This window comes from Cronobacter sakazakii (assembly GCF_000982825.1).
In the GTDB taxonomy this organism is placed as follows: domain Bacteria; phylum Pseudomonadota; class Gammaproteobacteria; order Enterobacterales; family Enterobacteriaceae; genus Cronobacter; species Cronobacter sakazakii.
In genome coordinates, this window is sequence record NZ_CP011047.1 from 3,826,915 (window position 1) to 3,845,466 (window position 18,552).

At 57.8% G+C, this 18,552-nt stretch carries 15 protein-coding genes and 1 pseudogene; 4 read left to right on the forward strand and 12 right to left on the reverse strand.

All coding sequences use genetic code 11. From position 1 onward, the window contains the following. Positions 1-236 precede the first annotated feature (236 nt). Positions 237-1,331, forward strand: coding sequence for a porin OmpF (gene ompF, locus CSK29544_RS18260; protein ID WP_007849025.1), 1,095 nt, complete (start codon positions 237-239; stop codon positions 1,329-1,331). A 185-nt stretch (positions 1,332-1,516) separates the two neighbouring features. Continuing rightward, positions 1,517-2,707 carry an amino acid aminotransferase gene (locus CSK29544_RS18265; RefSeq protein WP_007898114.1) on the forward strand — a complete coding sequence of 397 codons (1,191 nt, stop codon included), beginning with the start codon at positions 1,517-1,519 and terminating at the stop codon, positions 2,705-2,707. A gap of 58 nt (positions 2,708-2,765) precedes the next feature. Here CSK29544_RS18265 and CSK29544_RS18270 read toward each other — a convergent pair whose 3' ends face one another. The 7 genes from CSK29544_RS18270 to cmoM all read right to left on the reverse strand — a co-directional run bounded on the left by CSK29544_RS18270 (position 2,766) and on the right by cmoM (position 13,380). Beyond that, positions 2,766-3,413, reverse strand: coding sequence for an MBL fold metallo-hydrolase (locus CSK29544_RS18270; RefSeq protein WP_007898117.1), 648 nt, complete (start codon positions 3,411-3,413; stop codon positions 2,766-2,768). Between the two features lie 38 nt (positions 3,414-3,451). Beyond that, positions 3,452-4,000, reverse strand: coding sequence for a peptidoglycan L,D-endopeptidase MepK (gene mepK / locus CSK29544_RS18275; protein WP_004385484.1), 549 nt, complete (start codon positions 3,998-4,000; stop codon positions 3,452-3,454). A 179-nt stretch (positions 4,001-4,179) separates the two neighbouring features. Beyond that, positions 4,180-5,988: a L,D-transpeptidase gene (ldtD, locus tag CSK29544_RS18280; RefSeq protein WP_007898120.1), complete on the reverse strand. Its 1,809-nt coding sequence runs from the start codon at positions 5,986-5,988 to the stop codon at positions 4,180-4,182. 154 nt (positions 5,989-6,142) lie between these two features. Further along, complete coding sequence (mukB, locus tag CSK29544_RS18285) at positions 6,143-10,591, reverse strand: chromosome partition protein MukB (RefSeq protein WP_007898121.1); 4,449 nt, start codon at positions 10,589-10,591, stop codon at positions 6,143-6,145. Then, positions 10,584-11,294: a chromosome partition protein MukE gene (gene mukE / locus CSK29544_RS18290; RefSeq protein WP_004385487.1), complete on the reverse strand. Its 711-nt coding sequence runs from the start codon at positions 11,292-11,294 to the stop codon at positions 10,584-10,586. The genes mukB and mukE overlap by 8 nt, the downstream gene beginning before the upstream one ends. Further along, positions 11,275-12,597 (reverse strand): chromosome partition protein MukF, encoded by a 1,323-nt coding sequence (gene mukF / locus CSK29544_RS18295; protein WP_007898125.1) that lies wholly within the window; start codon positions 12,595-12,597, stop codon positions 11,275-11,277. The genes mukE and mukF overlap by 20 nt, the downstream gene beginning before the upstream one ends. 3 nt (positions 12,598-12,600) lie before the next feature. Then, entirely contained in the window at positions 12,601-13,380 is a 780-nt protein-coding gene (gene cmoM / locus CSK29544_RS18300) for a tRNA uridine 5-oxyacetic acid(34) methyltransferase CmoM (RefSeq protein WP_007898129.1), read from the reverse strand. Between the two features lie 132 nt (positions 13,381-13,512). On the opposite strand from cmoM, the gene elyC reads away from it, so the two are divergent. After that, on the forward strand, positions 13,513-14,292 hold the full coding sequence (gene elyC, locus CSK29544_RS18305; protein WP_007898132.1) for an envelope biogenesis factor ElyC: 780 nt from the start codon (positions 13,513-13,515) through the stop codon (positions 14,290-14,292). Here elyC and CSK29544_RS18310 read toward each other — a convergent pair. Then, a complete protein-coding gene (locus tag CSK29544_RS18310) occupies positions 14,269-15,162 on the reverse strand; it encodes a YcbJ family phosphotransferase (RefSeq protein ID WP_007898135.1) in 894 nt (297 codons plus the stop codon). The two genes, elyC and CSK29544_RS18310, sit on opposite strands and share 24 nt — an antisense overlap. A gap of 90 nt (positions 15,163-15,252) precedes the next feature. Beyond that, positions 15,253-15,674, reverse strand: a pseudogene (locus CSK29544_RS18315) (DUF2000 domain-containing protein). A 126-nt stretch (positions 15,675-15,800) separates the two neighbouring features. Between CSK29544_RS18315 and CSK29544_RS18320 the strand changes: the two are divergent. Further along, positions 15,801-16,280 (forward strand): Lrp/AsnC family transcriptional regulator, encoded by a 480-nt coding sequence (locus CSK29544_RS18320; protein WP_004385496.1) that lies wholly within the window; start codon positions 15,801-15,803, stop codon positions 16,278-16,280. 34 nt (positions 16,281-16,314) lie between these two features. Here CSK29544_RS18320 and kdsB read toward each other — a convergent pair whose 3' ends face one another. From kdsB to CSK29544_RS18335, 3 genes are read right to left on the reverse strand one after another with little or no spacing between them, the layout of a single operon-like run. Next, on the reverse strand, positions 16,315-17,061 hold the full coding sequence (gene kdsB, locus CSK29544_RS18325) for a 3-deoxy-manno-octulosonate cytidylyltransferase (RefSeq protein WP_007898148.1): 747 nt from the start codon (positions 17,059-17,061) through the stop codon (positions 16,315-16,317). Next, complete coding sequence (gene ycaR, locus CSK29544_RS18330; RefSeq protein ID WP_007898151.1) at positions 17,058-17,240, reverse strand: protein YcaR; 183 nt, start codon at positions 17,238-17,240, stop codon at positions 17,058-17,060. Before ycaR ends, kdsB begins: the two co-directional genes overlap by 4 nt. A gap of 25 nt (positions 17,241-17,265) precedes the next feature. Beyond that, the gene (locus CSK29544_RS18335; RefSeq protein ID WP_007898153.1) at positions 17,266-18,525 is read right to left on the reverse strand and encodes a winged helix-turn-helix domain-containing protein; all 1,260 of its coding nucleotides are present in this window, start codon (positions 18,523-18,525) and stop codon (positions 17,266-17,268) included. Between the last annotated feature and the right edge of the window lie 27 nt (positions 18,526-18,552).

Here is an 18,552-nt window from a genome sequence, read left to right on the forward strand (position 1 = left end):
TAAGTAATAAATTTGAGGTCTCTCACAAAGTTCCCTTTCATTAATAAATCCTTACACAATATTTCTTTTTGTTACCTGATTAAGACATTTGTAGCACTTTCCGGGTAGCGAAACGATTATATGAATGGAAAGATGCCAGACAGACACAGAAAGACACCAAACTCTCATCAATAGTTCCGTAATGAATTATTGACGGCAGTGGCAGGTGTTCAAAAAACCAATGAGGGTAATAAATAATGATGAAGCGCAATATCCTGGCAGTGGTTATCCCTGCCCTGCTGGTAGCCGGTGCAGCAAACGCTGCAGAAATCTATAATAAAGACGGCAACAAAGTAGACATCTACGGTAAAGCGGTAGGTCTGCACTATTTCACTAAAGACAATGGCGACAATGGTTATGCTGGTAATGGCGATAAAACCTATGCCCGTCTTGGTTTTAAAGGCGAAACTCAGATCAACGACCAACTGACCGGTTACGGCCAGTGGGAATATAACTTTAGCGGTAACAACTCTGAAGGCGGCACTGATGCTCAGAAAGGGAATAAAACCCGTCTGGCATTTGCAGGCCTGAAATTTGGTGACTTCGGCACCTTTGACTACGGTCGTAACTATGGCCTGGTATACGACGCCATCGGCGTAACCGATATGCTGCCGGAATTCGGTGGTGATACAGGCAACAGCGATAACTTCTTTGCTGGTCGTCAGGGCGGTCTGGCTACTTACCGTAACAGCAACTTCTTCGGTCTCGTGGATGGTCTGAGCTTCGGTCTTCAGTACCTGGGTAAAAACGAGCGCGCAAAAATTGGCGGCTCAAATGACGATATTCAGCGTTCCAACGGTGACGGCTGGGCAACCTCTCTGGGTTACGAATTTGACGGCTTCAGCGTAATCGGTGGTTATGGTGCAGCAGATCGTACCAATGCTCAGGAGTCTCTGGCTCGCGGTAAAGGCGCTAAAGCTGAACAGTGGGCGACTGGCGTGAAATATGACGCTAACAACATTTACCTGGCTGCTCTGTATGGTGAAACCCGTAACGCAACTCCGATCAATGGTGGTTTCGCTAACAAAACTCAGGACTTCTCTGTTGTAGCACAGTACCAGTTCGATTTCGGTCTGCGTCCGTCCGTCGCTTACTACAAATCTAAAGCGAAAGATGTTGAAGGCATCGGTAGCGAAGATTACATCAACTACGTAGAAGTAGGTGCCACTTACTACTTCAACAAAAACATGTCTACCTATGTTGATTACATCATCAACCAGATCGACAGCGATAACAAACTGGGCGTTGGTTCTGACAACACCGCTGCGGTGGGTATCGTTTACCAGTTCTAATCAGCACAACCTTGTTGTCTGATAGCGAAAAAACAGGGCTTCGGCCCTGTTTTTTTATGCGTAAAAGAAAATTCTGCCAACTTTTGCGATCCACGTAACTTTTCCGGGCAAACGGTTGGCATTTTGTAAATCTCCCGTTAACCTGATAGCGAATTTCCCTTCTGAAATCACAATGGAACCTCGTCATGTTTGAGAACATTACCGCCGCCCCAGCCGACCCGATCCTTGGCCTGGCCGATCTGTTTCGTGCCGACGATCGCCCAACCAAAATTAACTTAGGCATTGGTGTTTACAAGGATGAAACCGGTAAGACCCCGGTTCTGACCAGCGTAAAAAAAGCAGAACAATATCTGCTGGAAAATGAAACCACCAAAAACTACCTCGGCATTGACGGTATTCCCGAATTTGGCCGCTGCACGCAGGAACTGCTGTTTGGCAAAGGCAGCCATATCATCAGCGATAAACGCGCCCGCACGGCACAGACCCCGGGCGGCACTGGCGCGCTGCGCGTCGCGGCGGATTTCCTTGCGAAAAACACCGACGTCAAACGCGTCTGGGTCTCTAACCCGAGCTGGCCGAACCACAAAGGCGTGTTTAACTCCGCCGGGCTGGAAGTGCGCGAATATGCCTACTACGACGCCGCCAATCATTCTCTGGATTTCGACGGCCTGTTAAGCAGCCTGCAGGAAGCCCAGGCAGGCGACGTAGTGCTGTTCCACGGCTGCTGTCACAACCCGACCGGCATCGACCCGACGCTGGATCAGTGGGAACAGCTCGCGAAACTCTCTGTCGAGAAAGGCTGGCTGCCGCTGTTCGATTTCGCCTACCAGGGCTTTGCTCGTGGTCTGGAAGAAGATGCTGAAGGCCTGCGCGCGTTTGCCGCGCTGCATAAAGAGCTTATCGTCGCGAGCTCGTTCTCCAAAAACTTTGGCCTGTACAACGAGCGCGTGGGTGCCTGTACGCTGGTTGCGGCGGATGCCGACGCCGCCGACCGTGCCTTCAGCCAGATGAAATCCTGCATTCGCGCCAACTACTCCAACCCGCCGGCACACGGCGCGTCAGTGGTCGCGACCATTCTCAGCAACGACGCGCTGCGCGCCATCTGGGAGCAGGAGCTGACCGATATGCGCCAGCGTATCCAGCGTATGCGTCAGCTGTTTGTGAACACGCTGGCGGAGAAAGGCGCAAACCGCGATTTCAGCTTTATCACCAAACAGAACGGCATGTTCTCATTCAGCGGCCTGACGAAAGAGCAGGTGCTGCGTCTGCGTGAAGAGTTTGGCGTGTACGCGGTGGCCTCCGGGCGCGTGAACGTGGCGGGCATGACGCCAGATAACATGGCGCCGCTGTGCGAAGCCATCGTCGCGGTGCTGTAATCGCTGCGTAAAGATACAAAAAGGGCCGCACTGTGCGGCCCTTTTTATTGGGAAAGATTTACCAGACCGGCATTTCATCCTGCAGGAAAGGGTTATGCAGACGCTCGTGGCCGAGCGTTGACATCGGGCCGTGGCCGGGAATAAACGTCACGTCATCGCCAAGCGGCAGCAGCTTACGCTTGATGGCATCGATAAGCTGGCTGTGATCGCCGCGCGGGAAGTCGCTGCGCCCCACTCCGCCTTTAAAGATGACATCGCCTGAAACCAGCAGACGGGACTGCGCATCGAAAAAGACGATGTGCCCCGGTGTGTGGCCCGGGCAGTGCAGCACGGCAAGCGTTATATTGCCGACGCTCACCGTGTCGCCTTCATTAAGCCAGCGGTCTGGCGTCAGCGGCTGGCACTCATCAAGACCAAACATGCGGCTCTGCGCAGGCAGCCCCTGTAACCAGAACTCATCTTCTTTTTCCGGGCCGATAATGGGGATGCCGTAATGCGCCGCAAGCTCCGCCGCCGCGCCTACGTGGTCGAGATGACCATGCGTCAACAGGATCTGCTGCAGCGTGACGCCCAGGCGGGCGACGTCTTCCTTGATACGCTGCGCATCGCCGCCTGGGTCCACCAGCGCCGCCTGTCGCGTCTCCTCACACCAGATTAACGAGCAGTTCTGCGCGAACGCCGTTACCGGAATAATATGATAGTTCATACCGCTCCTTTTACCCGGCGCGCTGCCGGGGTCGTTAATTACCAGTGCCTTAGCGGCCCGGTATCAATATGCACAAAGTTACTGCTGGGGTAGTATCCTACACCACCGGCGCGCAGAGATAACGCCGCTTTGCGAATATTGCTTAACGAAATACCTTCGATATGAAAATCCATGGCCTGGCCTTTGGTGTGGTAGCTGTGCTTAGCCACGCCGCGGCTTTTGGATCGCAGTTCGTTGTTGGTATCAACGGAACGATAGCCGGAGATCAGCTGTACCGGTTTACGGGTGCCGAGCAGCCCCTGCAAACGGAAAAGCTGGTCAAATAAACGGGGATCAATCGCTTTTACCTTATTCGCCCGGTAATCACGAAAGAAATGATTAAGCTTTGCTAATTCATCCTGAATATAGCCCCGGCCATCGAAAAACTCGGCCTTAATGGATTCGCCAGTATGTAAATTATTGAGCGTAAGAATACGCGGTCGTGGCGTCGACAGGGTAGCAAATGCAGGCGTGGGCAGTATCGCAGCGCCTAAAGCGGCGCCGCCAATCGTCAGCAGTTTGCGGCGATGAGCGTCAATTTTATCCATGATATTCAGGTCTACAATCAAATGAACAATAACTATGCACTTCTGGCGCACGAGTGGCACCTTAACCGCCAGCCGGAGGGGAGTCAATACGGGTCAAAGGCGCGAATAACGGGCCTTTTTTTACGTTTGGCCCGTTTTCGCTTCACATAGAGCAGGTTAAGTCCGCGGAATTAAACCTGTTAGCGGATCAGTTGTTCCACTTTTGGGAGGATTTGTGCGCCCGATCGCGCGGTGTGATCGTAATTGTAAATATCTGTACGATATTGCGGACGCCCGTCCTCGCCGATAAACGCGGTCAGATAATAGAGGTTCACCGGAATGGTCTGTGGAATATTCACGTAGCGCGTATTCCCCTCTTTCAGCGTCTGCGAAATGCGCGAATCATTCCAGCCCGCATCCTGCAGCAGCATATTGGCCAGTTCAGAAGCTTTATTCACACGCACGCAGCCGGAGCTGAGCGCCCGTGCATCGCGCTGGAAGAGATTATGGTTCGGCGTATCGTGCAGATAGATAGCGTCTGAGCTCGGCATGTTGAACTTATACCGCCCGAGCGAGTTATGAGCACCCGGCGCCTGCTGGAAACGGAATGGCAGATTAGACGGCGTAATTGTCGCCCAGTCCACCATCCATGGATCCACGACATCCGCGTTACTTCCCCAGCCGTTCAGCACCGTATAGCCGTGGCTCTCCAGATACCCTGGGTCATTCCAGACTTTCGGCAGAATATCTTTGCGGGCGAGCGTTGGCGGCACGTTCCACGGCGGATTGACCACCACGTTATTGAGCGCGCTGCTCATCAGCGGCGTTTTGCGATCCGGTCTGCCGACGATAACGCGCGACGCCAGCACCTGATTGCCATTCTGGTAATAAACCAGCGAATACTCGGGAATATTTACCATGATGCCGGTGCTGAGTTTGCCGGGCAGCAGGCGCAGACGCTGGATATTGAGCGCCAGCAGCGCCGCGCGCTGCGCGGGCGTCACGTTCAGCCAGTCGCGGGTGGACTGACCGATAACGCCATCTGCGCCCAGCCCCTGCCATTTCTGAAAACGTTTGACCGCCGCGACCAGATCTTTATCGTAAACCGCGCGCGCCGGTTTCGGCGTACTACGGGTCTGGCTTGCGGTTTGCGGGGCCGCCGACGGGCTGACCACGCCGTTGTTATCGCCCGGCAGCGCAATATCCGGGCCGCCATCCAGCATGCCGGTACGCTGTAAAATCTCCTTCAGCGCCGGAATATCGCTGCTCCACTGGCCGGGGCGCAGTTTCTCTTTGCCGGTCATTTGCGGCCACGGACGGGTATCCGCCACCAGTTGCAACAGCGAGGCGTGCATCGCCGCATACTGCGGATGCGCGGGGGCGAGAGAGCGCACAAACGCAGGCACAGAGCCGTTATCCAGCGCGACCTGCCACTGGTTCAGCACGTTCAGCGCGGGCATCTCCAGCTTGTACGGTTTTTCGCTGTAGAGCCAGCGGTTGCCCTGGCTTGGGATGCCAGAAATAAAATGCAGATACCCCACCATCGCGTCGCTCAGCACGATATCGCGCGCGAGCCCCGTCACGGCAGGATTGGCCAGTTGCTCCACCCAGGCGGTAAATTGCGGCTGGAAGCCAGCAAGCGCCACTTCAGCCAGTTGCTGCTGGAATGCCTGAACCGCGTCGCGGTTCTCCCACAGCGGTTTAAGATCGCGGGCGGCGTATAGCCCCACCAGCGCATTCATGTAGACCGGCGTGAAGCCCGCTGGAAGCGCCGCCTGTAACTGCGTGCGTGCGCTCGCAAGACGGCTTGCGGCATCAGGTGCCGTATTCGCCGCCAGAAAAGCCATGCCCGGAGACAGCGCCAGTGGCTGCGCGCTGAGCATGGTAATACTGTCGTTGGCGATCAGTTCCGGTTCATCGGCATACGCGTTAAACAGTGGAGCGATACTGAGAGCCAGGCACACATACAGTGCTGACCGTCGAAAACCATGCATATTCTTAAGCACCATCCCTTGCCCCCTGTTTTTCAGAATAATTCGGCACTCAGGCTTATTGTGAGTATATAAACAGAAAAAATCATTTGCCTGATCGAATGTAAAGAAGTTTAAAGATTTGCCGGACAAAAAGAAAGCGGGCCGAAGCCCGCTCTGTGAGTTGATGACGTTACGAGACTTCAGCCGGTCCCGGCAGCGCATCGGCTGGCGGGGCGGCAAAGCCGCGCAGGCCAACCACATGCACATGCTCGTGGTTCTGGAAGACTTTACGCACCAGCTTGTAGGTCGTGCCTTTTTCCGGGCTGATGTTCTCCGGTGCCGCGATGATGAGCTGCATCTGCAGGCGTTCGCACAGTTCAAACAGCGTGGCGATGGAGCGAGCATCCAGACGTGCCGCTTCGTCGAGGAACAGCAGACGGCATGGCGAAATGTCTTTGCCGCGCAGGCGACTGGATTCATCTTCCCAGCTCTGCACGACCATCACCAGGATAGACATCCCCGTACCGATCGCCTCACCGGTAGAAAGCGCGCCGCTTTCTGCGCGCAGCCAGCCGTCGGAGCCACGGTTAACCTCAACTTCCATCTCCAGATAGTTACGGTAGTCGAGCAGCTCTTCGCCGATGGTCTGCGCGGTACGCTGGCCCATGTCGATTTGCGGATTCAGGCGCTGCCAAAGTTTCGCCAGCGCTTCTGAGAACGTCAGGCGGTTGCTGTTAAACAGATCCTGATGCTGCTCGTGCTGCTCGGCAAGCACTTCCAGCAGTGTGGCATGGCTTTCACGCACGTTAACGTTCAGACGCACGCTGTTGACCTGGCCGAACGACACGCTCTGCAGGCCCTGGTTGAGCATACGAATGCGGTTCTGCTCGCGCTGGATCGTCTTGCGAATAATATTCGCCACGCTGCGGGAGCTGATGGCGAGCTTCTGTTCGCGTGAGGTAAGCTCTTCCGTCAGGCGGCCCAGCTCAATTTCCATCTGTTCAATCGCCTCGACCGGATCGTCGGTGCGGATAATATCCTGGCGGATACGCTCGCGCAGATGCTGATACACGGCCACGAAGAACTGGATTTTGCGCTCAGGGCGTTTGGGGTCTTCAGACAGGCGCAGCACGTCGCGCAGATGTTCGTTATCCGCCACCGCCAGACGCAGCGCGCCGAGGGCTTTATCCGACATCGAGCGAAGATCGTCACCGGAGTGGTACGCCAGCTCGCGGCGGTGCAGACGGCGTTCAACGCCATTGTCTTTCACCATACGCATCACCGCGCACCAGCCCGCTTTGGCACTGACCACCTGCTCACGCATCTCGTGGTAGTTACGCTCCAGACGCTTCAGGCTGCGGGTCAGGTTGTCCATCTCCGCTTCGCACAGCGTCAGCTGTTTCTCCAGCTGATTACGGCGCGAACGGTTGTTACTGAGGCGCGTATGCAGTTCGTCGCGACGCTGGCGGGCGCGCTCTTCGGCTCCGGCATCGGCGCGCACGCCGATATCCTGCAGTTCACGTTGCAGATCGCCCAGCAGCTCTTTTTTAGTATCGAAGGAGCTTTTCAGCGAGGCCAGCACCTGATGATACTGGCTGAGCTTCGCGGCGTGGGTACGCAGCGCTTCGCGGGCGCGGGTACGCTCGGCTTCCGCCTGCTCCAGACGCTGGCGCAGTTTCTCGTTGAGATCGGTGTTGCCATTGAGCATTTGCGCCGAATCGCTGTAGCTAAAGTGCGCGCGACGCTGCACCACTTCGCTTAACGCAAAGGCCTGCTGACGGGCGTCGCGCTGCGTCTGGCGCGCCTGCTCATAATCCTGTTTGAGCTGGTCGAACTGCTCTGGGTCGCTCTGCAGTACCGACGCCACCGGCTCCAGTTTCGCCAGCGCATTGCCGTGCTGAGACAGGAAACGCGCGGCGTCCTGGGCTTCTGCCAGGCGCTCCTGAATTTCCTCCACGCGGTCGGCCAGGCTGTCATCGGCCAGCAGGCTCAGGCGCGGCAGCAGGCGGTTAAGCTGAGCCACGCCCTCTTTCGCCTGTTCAAACTGCACGCGCTGCTGCTGGTTATCGTTTTCGTGCTGGCTGATGGCGCGCTCGATTTCGCTGCGGCGCGTGTTGAGCTTACGGATTTCCGCTTCCGGATCCGCCTCAAACGCCACGGCGAGATGCTGGCCGACAAAACGGCTGAACGCCTGATGCAGGCGCTGCGTTTTCTGTACGTCGAAAGAGAGCGTCGCGTAGCGTTCAGAGAGCGCCTCGCGCTCGGCATGCAGGCTCTCGATGCGGCTTTCGCGCGCGGCGCGGCCAAACAGCGGCACCGACGGGAAGCGGGAATAGCGCCACTGGCGCTCGGCCACTTTCACCACTACCGCTTTTTCCAGCTCTTCAACGCTGAAGACGCTGTCATCGAAGGACTGCGGATCGCCTTCGATCAGGTAGAGATCTTCCGGGCAATCTTCAAGGCCGTCGAGCAGATCGCGCACGCGCGACAAATCCGGCACTACAATCGCATGGCGCGACGGGCCGTAGAGCGCAGAGAAGTACGGCGCGTCGTCAAACGATACGTCGTCGTAAATTTCAGAGAGCAGTACGCCGCCGAAGCGCTCCGCCAGCGCATTCAGGCGTGCGTCTTCGGCACCGCCCGGCTGGCTTAAGCGTTCAATTTCTTCGTCCACCGCCCGCTTACGCGCGCCCACTTCGTCACGTTCAACGATGGCTTCGCGCTCGCGCTCCAGCAGTTGCTGGAGGTATTCGGTGACCTGCTGGCCGGACTCAAACGTCTCGCCGCTCTGTTCGCTAATCTGATTGAGGCTGTTTTGCGCCGCAAGCCAGGCCGGTGCATGGCTGGTGAGCGTCTTAACGCGGCTCTGGATCTGCTCCAGCTCCTGGCGCAGCGACATGCGCTGTTCACCCGCCTGCGAAACGCTGTCGGAGAGCGCCGCGATGCGGGCTTCCAGCTCATCGTTCAGCGCTTCGAGATCTTCCGGGTCATACTCTTTGCCCTGGCGTTTGCAGAACTCGGCCAGCAGGCGCTCGGCGTCCTGCTGTTCACGCAGGCGCTGTTCCAGCTCGGAAAGACGCATACGCAGCGGCTGCACCTGTTCGGCCAGATGGCGCTGCTGACTGGCGTCGCGCAGCAGTTCGCGTGCCACGTCCCAGGCTTCCGCGCGGCTCACCGGGCCGTTAATGCTGGCGACCAGCTGATAAGCCTGTTCAAACTGGCTATGCGCGGTCTGCGCGACGCTCATTTTCTGCTCAAGCGACAGCAGGCGTTCGGTGGCCTCCTGCTCTTTGGCCTGGAAGGTATCCAGCCATTCAGCGGCGCTGTCGGCGCTCAGATCCGGCAGATGGCACAGCTCACGGGCGCGCTCCAGCGCGGTGAGCGCCTGCTGGTACTGAATGGCGCGGGTCTGCTGCACGTCAAGCGCCTGCTGATAGTCGGCAAGCTGGCTTTTGAGTTCGTCGACTTCAAGCTCGGCGGCTTCCGCGCGGGCTTCGTTCTCTTCTTGCTGCTCGGCCGCTTCCGCCACCACTTCGCTCTGCTCTTCCAGGCGAATCTGCAGCTCTTCGAGGTCAGCCTCGTAGCGCTCGATTTTCTCCTGCTGGCGCAGCGCGGTTTGCACCAGATTCAGGTGATCGCTCGCCGCCTGATAATCGGTTTCGAGATCGCCTTCAGCCCCCGCGTGCTCGGAGAGCTCGCGCGCCATATCGACATGCTTATACTGCTCGGCGGCAAGCTGCTTGCGGCTGCTGAACAGCTCGCGGCGCAGCTCCAGCGCCTGATCGAGATGAATACGCCGCTCGTTGGCGTGGCGCATGTAATCCGCCGCCACATAGTTAGTGGCTTCGGAAATCAGGTGTTTGAAGAGATCGCGGTCCGACTGGGTGACACGGATAGCTTCCAGCGTCATGCGGTTTTCGCGCAGCGCCGCTTCCATATCCTGGAACGCTTTACGCACGCCGCCGTTTTCCGGCAGCAGGTAGTCGCGAAGCGAGCGGGTGATGGCGCTGGAGATCCCGCCGTACAGCGAGGCCTCAATCAGACGGTAATATTTGCTGCGATCGGACGCTGAACGCAGACGGCGCGCCACCACGCCCAGATCGAACATTAATGAGTGGTAATCGGTGATGGAATTGAACTGCTTAAGCTGCACGCCTTCCATCGTGTCGATTTTATCTTTCAGCTCGTTGAGGCTCAGCACGCGCGCCTGACGCTCGTTCAGCGTTTCCGTCAGCAGTTGTGTGGGCAGAATCGCGCTCGGCAGGCCCTGAATGGCGAACGGTTTGATGTCTACTTTACGGTCGCGTCCGGCGACCTGTTGCAGACGCACGCCCACCAGCACGCGCTGATGGCGGGAGTTGACGACATCCAGCACCGAATAACAGACGCCCGCTTTCAGTTTGCCGTGTAGCCCCTTATCGCGCGAGCCGCTGGTCGCGCCCGCCTCGGTGGTGTTACGGAAGTGCAGCAGTGTGAGATCCGGAATCAGCGCTGTGACGAACGCCGCCATCGTGGTCGATTTACCCGCCCCGTTACCGCCGGAAAGCGTGGTGACCAGCTCGTCGAGATCAAACGTGCGGGCAAAAAAGCCGTTCCAGTTGATAAGCGTTAGCGAGCGAAACTTACCGCGTTCAATCATTGTCATCCTCCGCGTTATCCTGCTGGGTATCGTCGTTCTCATCATTGAGCTGCAGATGGCTTTCCACCGGCATCGCTTCGCCGTCGCGGATCATGCGCAGTTGCGCCTCGCGCGGATCGTCGCCAGCGCGCACGTCCGCGCCGAAGCGAAACACCGACTCGGTGATGCGGAATTTGCTGCTGTCATGGCCCATAAACCAGACCATGCCCAAGCGGCGCAGGCGGCTTAACGATGAGCGCACTTTTTCCTGCAGTTTCTGGCGGTCGAGATCGGAGCCGGTTGAGCGGTTGTTTACAAGCTTCAGCAGCTTGGTTTCATCCGCCAGCGCCATCAGCTCGTCATAGAGTTCCTGCTGGGTGAAGATACCCTCGTTCGCCAGACGCTCCGGGCTGAGATAGAGATAACAGAGGATTTTGCCCACCATCATATCCAGCTCGGAGAGCACCGAGCGCGGGATAAGCGTCGTGGAGCGTGGACGCAGATAGAAAAAGCCTTCCGGCGCGCGGATAAGCTCGACGTTATAGCGGCTGTAGAACTCTTCCAGCTCGCCCTGGTAATCCATCAGAAAAGCGTGATTATCCAGCTCGTCCAGGCCAATGTGACGCCCGGCGCGCAACTGGCTGTCGAGCGCCGGAAACAGCGGATTCGCGAGCGCGAGCGCCAGCTTCACTGGCATCACGTGTTCAATATTTGTCGATGACATTCGCCTGTACCTTGGCTCCATAATCATTAATGGGCTGCCACTTAGCTGGCAGGCCGGTAAAGTCCGCTTCAGCGACGCCCAGGCGCACCGCCTGGTCTACCACGATGCGCGCCACGTCAAAGTGGCGGGCTCGCGGGAACTGGGTCAGGTAATCGCGCATCACGACGCTCAGGTCGAGCGGCTGCTGACGCTCCCGGTAGACGTTGAGCTGGGCCTCAATCATCGCCGCCAGTTGTTCGCGGATCTCGTTAAACTCTTCGAACTCCAGATCCGGCGGCAGTTCGCCGGTCACTTCTTCATCGCGCAGCGTCATCTCTTCATCGCGCATATCGAGCAGGCGATCGGCGCTGGCGTAAGTGAGCGCCCAGGGCGCATCAAAGTAGTTCTGCACCGACTGGCGCAGACGCTGGGCGAAGACGCGGTTTTTATCCATATCGATAGCGGTACGGATAAATTTATGGACGTGGCGGTCATAGCCAATCCACAGGTCAATCGCCTGCTGACCCCAGCTGATAATACGGTCAAGCTTGCTTTGCAGGTCATACGTCAGACGGTCGACGAAATGAAGATCGTCGCGGCCAAGCGTCGCTTCCTGAATTTGCAGAAGGTTGGCCTGCAGCTTATCGCCCGCCGCCTCCAGCGTATCCTGCAGTTCGCGCAGCGTGCCGGAGGTCTCTGAAAGCAGCAGTTCGCAGCTGGAGATCGCCGCGCGCCAGTCTTTATTCAGCAACTGGGCGATATCGTCTTTCACCAGCTGTTGCTGCTCATCCATGATGCGCTGGGTGAGATCGATACTGTCGAAAATTTCCGCAACGGAGTATTTCAGCGGCGCGTAAACGTTGCGGTGCCAGTGGAACTCGTCGCCGCCTTCCTGCGCGGCGTCCGCGGCGCGCTTGAGCTCGCTTGCCACGATGGAGAGCTGCATCGAGAGACGCAGCGTGGAGAATTCGCGCTGGCGGATGTAGTAATCAGTGATGCCGATGCCAAGGGGCGTCAGGCGGTAAATCGCGTTGCCCTCCGCCTGCTCGCTGGTAAAGCGGTTGAGCAGGCGCTGGCGCACCATATCGTTGATGGCGTTGTTGGCGCGCTGGGTGACCGTTTCCGTGGATTGCTCGAAGGCGTCGCTGACGTGGCGAAACGCGTCCACCAGCTCCCCTTCGCTCATTTCGCCATCCAGCCTTTCGCCGTTCAGCGTGGCGATAGCCAGCAAAAAAGCCAGCCTGTCTACCGGAAGCTGGATCGAAAAATCGTTTTTTCTGGCCCAGGCAACCAGTTCAGGGACTGTCTGGGAAAAAGTACTCATAATTTATCCTTGGATCTCCGGCTTAAACGCAGTGACATGGATGTATCGGCCCAGGCTCACCCAGGGCTCCTGTCGGCAGTAACGCGTTTCAAGCTCAAGCAGCGTCTCATACTCGTCGCGCTGCTGATGTTTTTCACGCAGATAGTCATGAAACACCCGCACGCCGGTTTTGCTGTGGATCTGCCAGCCCATCTCTTCAAGCCAGCGATAAACCTGCTGCGGCTCGCGCGGATAATCCGGCGAAAGAGTGCGTTTTTTCTTTTTGGGCATGCCCTGCTGCACATACGCGAAGTTGCCCGCCACCATGTTATGCATCAGAAGGCCGTTGGCGTTGTAGAACATCAGCGAGAGCGCGCCGCCCGGCGCCAGACATTCCCATAAATGACGCAGCGCCGCCTGCGGATCGGCCACCCATTCCAGCACAGCGTGAAACAATATCAGATCAACCGGGCTTTCCAAATGCTGACCCGCTTCCTGCGCGGCGCATTGTACAAAATGCATGTTGCCGCTCACACCTTTCTCCTGCGCCGCCTTTTGAGCACGAGCTATCATTTCCGCGGAGAGATCGCACAACACCACCTGATGACCCCGCTGCGCAATGCGACACGCGGTTTGCCCTTCGCCACCGCCTGCATCCAGTACGCGCAGTGGACGGTCAGGCAACAGGCCTAACAACGCGTCGAGATCCTGCCAGAGGATAGCCTGACGCAACTGGCCTTTTGTTGTACCGTAAATGTTGCGCGCAAACTTTTCGGCGATGTCATCAAAATTGCGATCCCGCATGGGCACACTCTCCAGGTGATAAGCGCATCCGGCAAAACCGCTATTTTGTCACAGCCGGAGGGAGAATGAACCCATCTCGCGTAAGATAGGCCACGTTTACCTGCCGTATGGTTAAAAAAGGACCCATAACCGATGCTTTTTATTCTGAAAAAACTCACCGGCACGCTGCTGCTGCCGCTGCCATTTCTGCTGCTGATGATGGGCATCGCGCTTGCGCTGCTGTGGTTCACGCGCTTTAAACAAAGCGGCAAGGTTTTAATGACGGCAAGCTGGGTTATTTTGCTGCTGTTAAGCCTGCAGCCGGTAGCGGATGGGCTGCTGAAACCGGTGGAAGATGACTACCCGACCTGGAACGGTCAGAAAGCGAATTACATTGTGGTGCTGGGCGGCGGCTATACCTGGAATGACAAATGGGCACCGAGCTCTAATCTCGTCAATAACAGCCTGCCGCGCGTGACTGAAGGCGTGCGTCTGTGGCTTGCAAACCCCGGCGCGAAAATGGTCTTTACCGGCGCGCGCGCCACCACGAATCCGGTCAGCACCGCTGAAGCAGGTGCCCGCGTGGCAGAAAGCTTAGGCGTACCGCGCACCGATATCATTACGCTTGATTCCCCAAAAGATACCGAAGAAGAAGCCGCAGCGGTCGCCGGTGCGCTCGGCAAGCAGCCGTTTTTACTGGTGACGTCGGCGTCGCATCTGCCGCGGGCGATGATTTTCTTTAAACGCCAGGGACTGAACCCGATACCAGCCCCCGCCAACCAGATGGCAATCGACTCGCCGCTCAATCCGTGGGAGCGCGTCTATCCGTCTTCACTGTGGCTGATGCACAGCGAACGCGCCGGTTATGAAATTCTCGGGCGCGTCTGGCAATGGGTAAAAGGCGTGGGCTCAGGCGACCCAGGGCAGAAGTGATTCCGACGCCTTACTGAACGCGGCGCGGTTCATTTTTCCGGTTTGCAGTAACTGCGCCACTTCATCCCACAGGACATAAAGCCAGCGGCGCCAGAGGAACGATTCCGCCACTGGCGCGCGCTGGAGATAGCGCCAGAAAAGGCTTTCAGCCATCGGCGTGTCGAACAGGCGAAAAAGCTCATATTCGCGCGGCGCCCAGAGCACCACGCCCGGATTCACCATTGCCAGAAGCTGATCGCTACGCGCATCTTTGAGCATACTGCGCAGGTTAAAATTGCCGTGGATCAGCACGCAATTGTCGTTGAACCCGGCGAACATCGCGTCCAGACATTCACGGGTGCGAAACAGCATCCGCTTATCCTGCATCGTCAGCCCGGTATTCTGATATTGATTGAGCGTACTCCAGAGCACTTCAACGCGCTGGCGATACCAGTGCGGCCAGAGATTCTCCTGGGTACTGTCGACGCTGCCCACGCAGCCGTGGCTGTCAACGCGGTGCCAGCTCAGCAGTGCCTCAATAATCTGATCCTGAAGCTGCTCCCAGCGCTGCGGCGTGCGCGCCGGTGCTTCCACCGGTACGCCGCGCAGGCGCTCCATCAGCAGCACGTCCGGCCCCGGATGCTCCTCATGCGTCATTACGCCATACACCACGGGCATGCGCACCGTGCCGTAACGCGCGAGAATCGACATTTTCCCGGCCTGCTGCTGCGCCAGCCCCGGCGAGGTAAAACTCCGCGCCAGCAACGGCAGCGGGTTGCCGTGGCTGTCGTAAAGCGACCAGAGCGCGGTGTCTGCTTTCTCGCTAATGCATTCAAGCCGGCTGAGTTTTTCACCTAACAGGTGACTGAGTTCTGCACGCAGTTGCTCCATTTGCCGTTACCCTTATAAACGCTACTGTTTTTATAATGGGCGTCCTTACGGCGGATGTCATCTGTTGAGATCAATTCCATGCCAGTTAGCTTAACGGTAAAGCGGCAGGTTGCCTGTCAGTCGGGCTATCTGTTTTTTCGGGCCGACCAGCCCCAGCGCCGCCATCTCGGTTTGCGCGCTGCTGGCACCCGCCAGACGGAGCTCATACTCCTCCCAGGTTTTGCACGACTGCGCCAGCGCGCTAAAGGGCAGCACCAGGATTTGCGGATCGCTCTGCGCGGCGCTAAACAGGCTTAACAGCGTGTTGCCCTCGCCGAGCAGCACCGGCAGCGGCGCGCGGATCACGCCCGGATAAGTCACCCCATCCAGGCTTAACAGATCGGGCCGACTAATCCCTCGACCTGTCTGCCAAGACACACGCCCAGAACGCTTGCGGCGTTCATGGCAAGCCCTGGCGTGAGCGCGCGGTCGACGACGATAGTGCATTTATGCAGGCGGGTATCGAATTGCATGTTTTTCTCCCTGTCAGTTGATGTAATAAGTCTGCCCGACAACCGCGGAGAAAAATGACCTTTATTGCACCGCAATGCGCTCCAAAAGGGTAAAATCACCCTTTAAAAAGAGAAACGGGAAAAATTATGTCTGACGATACCCTGACGCCCACCGATATCACCCTGCTGACACTCTTGCAGCAGGATGCACGCACCACCAATCAGGCGCTGGCGGAATCCGTCAACCTTTCGCCCTCGCCCTGCTGGCGTAAGGTGAAAAAACTGGAAGAAGATAAGGTGATTCTCGGCTATCACGCCGCGCTGGACCGCCGCAAAATCGGGCTTGGCGTGATGGTGTTCGTGCGGGTCAGCATCGACAGCCACAGCGAGGCGCAGGCGCGGCGCTTTGAACAGGAAGTCATGGAGCTGGAAAACGTGGTGGCCTGTTACAGCATTGGTGGAGATGCCGACTTTTTGTTGCAGGTAGTGTCGCGCGATCTCGACGCCTACGCGGAATTCGCCATGTCGGTGCTGCGCCGTCTGCCGGGCATAAAAGAGATGCAGAGTATGTTCGTGCTAAAAGAGATCAAACCGTTCCAGACGCTGCCGGTCGGCGCGACTGTGTGACGCCGTAAAAAAACCGGCCGGGGCCGGTTTTCTCTTAACGCATTTCGGCGCGCACGCGCTCAAGATCTTCAGGCGTATCTACGCCGGTGCCGGGCACCACGACGGCAACCGCCACATGGATTTTCTCGCCGTGCCACAGGACGCGCAGTTGCTCCAGCATTTCAATCTGCTCAAGCGGGCTGGCAGGCCAGGTGACATAGCGGCGGATAAACCCGGCGCGATAGCCGTAAATACCGATATGACGCAGAAAGCTGTCGCCGATGGTATCGCGCGACTGCGCGAAACGGTCGCGATCCCACGGAATGGTGGCGCGTGAGAAATAGAGCGCGTAACCCTGCGCATCCATCACCACTTTGACCGCGTTGGGGTTGAACGCTTCCTGGGCATCATGGACCGGCACCGCGAGCGTCGCCATGCCTGCCTGCGCACTCGCCAGATTTTCCGCGACCTGGCGAATAATCGCTGGCGGGATCATCGGCTCGTCGCCCTGAACGTTGACAATAACCGTATCGTCAGCGAAACCGCATTTCTCCACGACTTCCGCCAGACGTTCCGTGCCGGACTGATGATCGGCGCGGGTCATACAGACTTCGCCGCCTGCCGCTTCAATCGCACGTGCCACATCCGGGTGATCGGTCGCCACAATAATGCGCGCCGCGCCTGACTCACGCGCGCGCTCAAGCACATGTATGATCATCGGCTTGCCGTTGATATCGACCAGCGGTTTGCCCGGCAGACGCGTCGACGCGTAGCGGGCAGGAATAATCACCACAAAACTCATGGGTTGGTCTCTTCGGCTGTAAGCGCGCGCGCTTCATTTTCCAGCAGGACCGGAATACCGTCGCGCAGCGGGAAAGCCAGACGGTCAACCTTGCAGATAAGTTCCTGCTTTTCCTGATTGAAGTAGAGTTTGCCGTTGCAAACCGGACAGGCGATGATTTCGAGTAAACGATGATCCATGGTTCCTCCTGATGGACCGGTGGTATTAATCTTTTGAGGATATCACATGCGTTTCAGGCGCGGGGTCAATTTCCCAGCCCTCGCCCCACGCGTGCGCAAGCGGGCCGGGCAACTGGCGGAAAACGACCCTGGTTGCGCCCTGCCAGGCGGCGAAATCGCCAATAGCCTGCCGCAATCCGGCGATAACGCCTGCCGTGAACGATACGCCCTCTTCGCCATAAAGCGCGATGACTTCTAGCGAGCCTTGCTGGCGGTGCATTTTGGCATCCATCCGCCCTACCAGCGCGCCTTTATGCAGCAATGGTAAAACGAAATAGCCATATTTGCGCTTTGGCGCAGGCGTATAACATTCGAGGCGGTAAGAGAAGTTAAAGAATTCCTCCGCGCGGCGGCGGTCCCAGACAACCGGATCGAATGGTGAGAGCACTGCGCTGTGGGTGGCGGTGAGTTTGCCCGCCACAGCTCGCTCAAGCAGCGGCAGAAGCTCATGATGCAACCACATCGGCCCGAGCGTCTCGACGTCAACCGGCACCACGAATCCCTCATCCTGCCACGCCTGCAATAGCGGGCCGGTAGCGACATGGCGCAAGCGGTAGTAATCAGCAAGCCAGGCGCTACGGAAAATGCCGAGGCTGCGGGCGCTGTTAGCGAGCATCTGCGCCTCGGCCTGCGCTTTATCAATCAGATGCAGGCTGTCGTCCCAGTCGGGCAAGACTCTGGTGGTGAGATCGTAGACGCGCTGAAAATTGCGCCGCTCTACCACCATCACCTGCCCTGCGGTAAACAGCCCTTCGAGATGTTTTTTGTGCGGTTTCCACTCCCACCAGCCACTGGCACCTTTACGCGGATGCTCAAAATCTGCCGAACGCACCGGGCCGTTACGCTCGATAAACGCCATTAATTCGCCGATTTCCTGCGCGTGTTCTTCCATCCATGCGGCGCGATATTTCCAGCCCATCTTTTCGGGGCTCAGCATACGGTGGCGAAAAAGCGGGAAATCGCTGCGCGGCAGAAAACAGGCTTCATGCGCCCAGTACTCCATCAACTCACCGCGCGCCAGCGCCTCATCCAGCCAGCGGCCCGGGTAGTTACCAAGACGGCTAAAAAGCACCAGATACGGGCTGCGCGCCACGATATTGATAGTATCGATTTGCAGGAGAGACATGCGGGTGATGGCAGCAAGAATATCGGCAGGGCGCGCGCGGCGAACCGGCTTTTTCAGCAGCCCCTGCGCGGCAAGGTGAAGGTGGCGCGCCGCGCGCAAAGAAAGATGCACTCCAGACATATCCGCTCCCGTACGCTATGGCTGGCG

Coding starts and splice junctions, on each gene's coding strand:
- ompF (WP_007849025.1), top strand. CDS start 237: ATGATGAAGCGCAATATCCTGGCAGTGGTTATCCCTGCCCTGCTGGTA.
- CSK29544_RS18265 (WP_007898114.1), top strand. CDS start 1,517: ATGTTTGAGAACATTACCGCCGCCCCAGCCGACCCGATCCTTGGCCTG.
- CSK29544_RS18270 (WP_007898117.1), bottom strand. CDS start 3,413: ATGAACTATCATATTATTCCGGTAACGGCGTTCGCGCAGAACTGCTCG.
- mepK (WP_004385484.1), bottom strand. CDS start 4,000: ATGGATAAAATTGACGCTCATCGCCGCAAACTGCTGACGATTGGCGGC.
- ldtD (WP_007898120.1), bottom strand. CDS start 5,988: ATGGTGCTTAAGAATATGCATGGTTTTCGACGGTCAGCACTGTATGTG.
- mukB (WP_007898121.1), bottom strand. CDS start 10,591: ATGATTGAACGCGGTAAGTTTCGCTCGCTAACGCTTATCAACTGGAAC.
- mukE (WP_004385487.1), bottom strand. CDS start 11,294: ATGTCATCGACAAATATTGAACACGTGATGCCAGTGAAGCTGGCGCTC.
- mukF (WP_007898125.1), bottom strand. CDS start 12,597: ATGAGTACTTTTTCCCAGACAGTCCCTGAACTGGTTGCCTGGGCCAGA.
- cmoM (WP_007898129.1), bottom strand. CDS start 13,380: ATGCGGGATCGCAATTTTGATGACATCGCCGAAAAGTTTGCGCGCAAC.
- elyC (WP_007898132.1), top strand. CDS start 13,513: ATGCTTTTTATTCTGAAAAAACTCACCGGCACGCTGCTGCTGCCGCTG.
- CSK29544_RS18310 (WP_007898135.1), bottom strand. CDS start 15,162: ATGGAGCAACTGCGTGCAGAACTCAGTCACCTGTTAGGTGAAAAACTC.
- CSK29544_RS18320 (WP_004385496.1), top strand. CDS start 15,801: ATGTCTGACGATACCCTGACGCCCACCGATATCACCCTGCTGACACTC.
- kdsB (WP_007898148.1), bottom strand. CDS start 17,061: ATGAGTTTTGTGGTGATTATTCCTGCCCGCTACGCGTCGACGCGTCTG.
- ycaR (WP_007898151.1), bottom strand. CDS start 17,240: ATGGATCATCGTTTACTCGAAATCATCGCCTGTCCGGTTTGCAACGGC.
- CSK29544_RS18335 (WP_007898153.1), bottom strand. CDS start 18,525: ATGTCTGGAGTGCATCTTTCTTTGCGCGCGGCGCGCCACCTTCACCTT.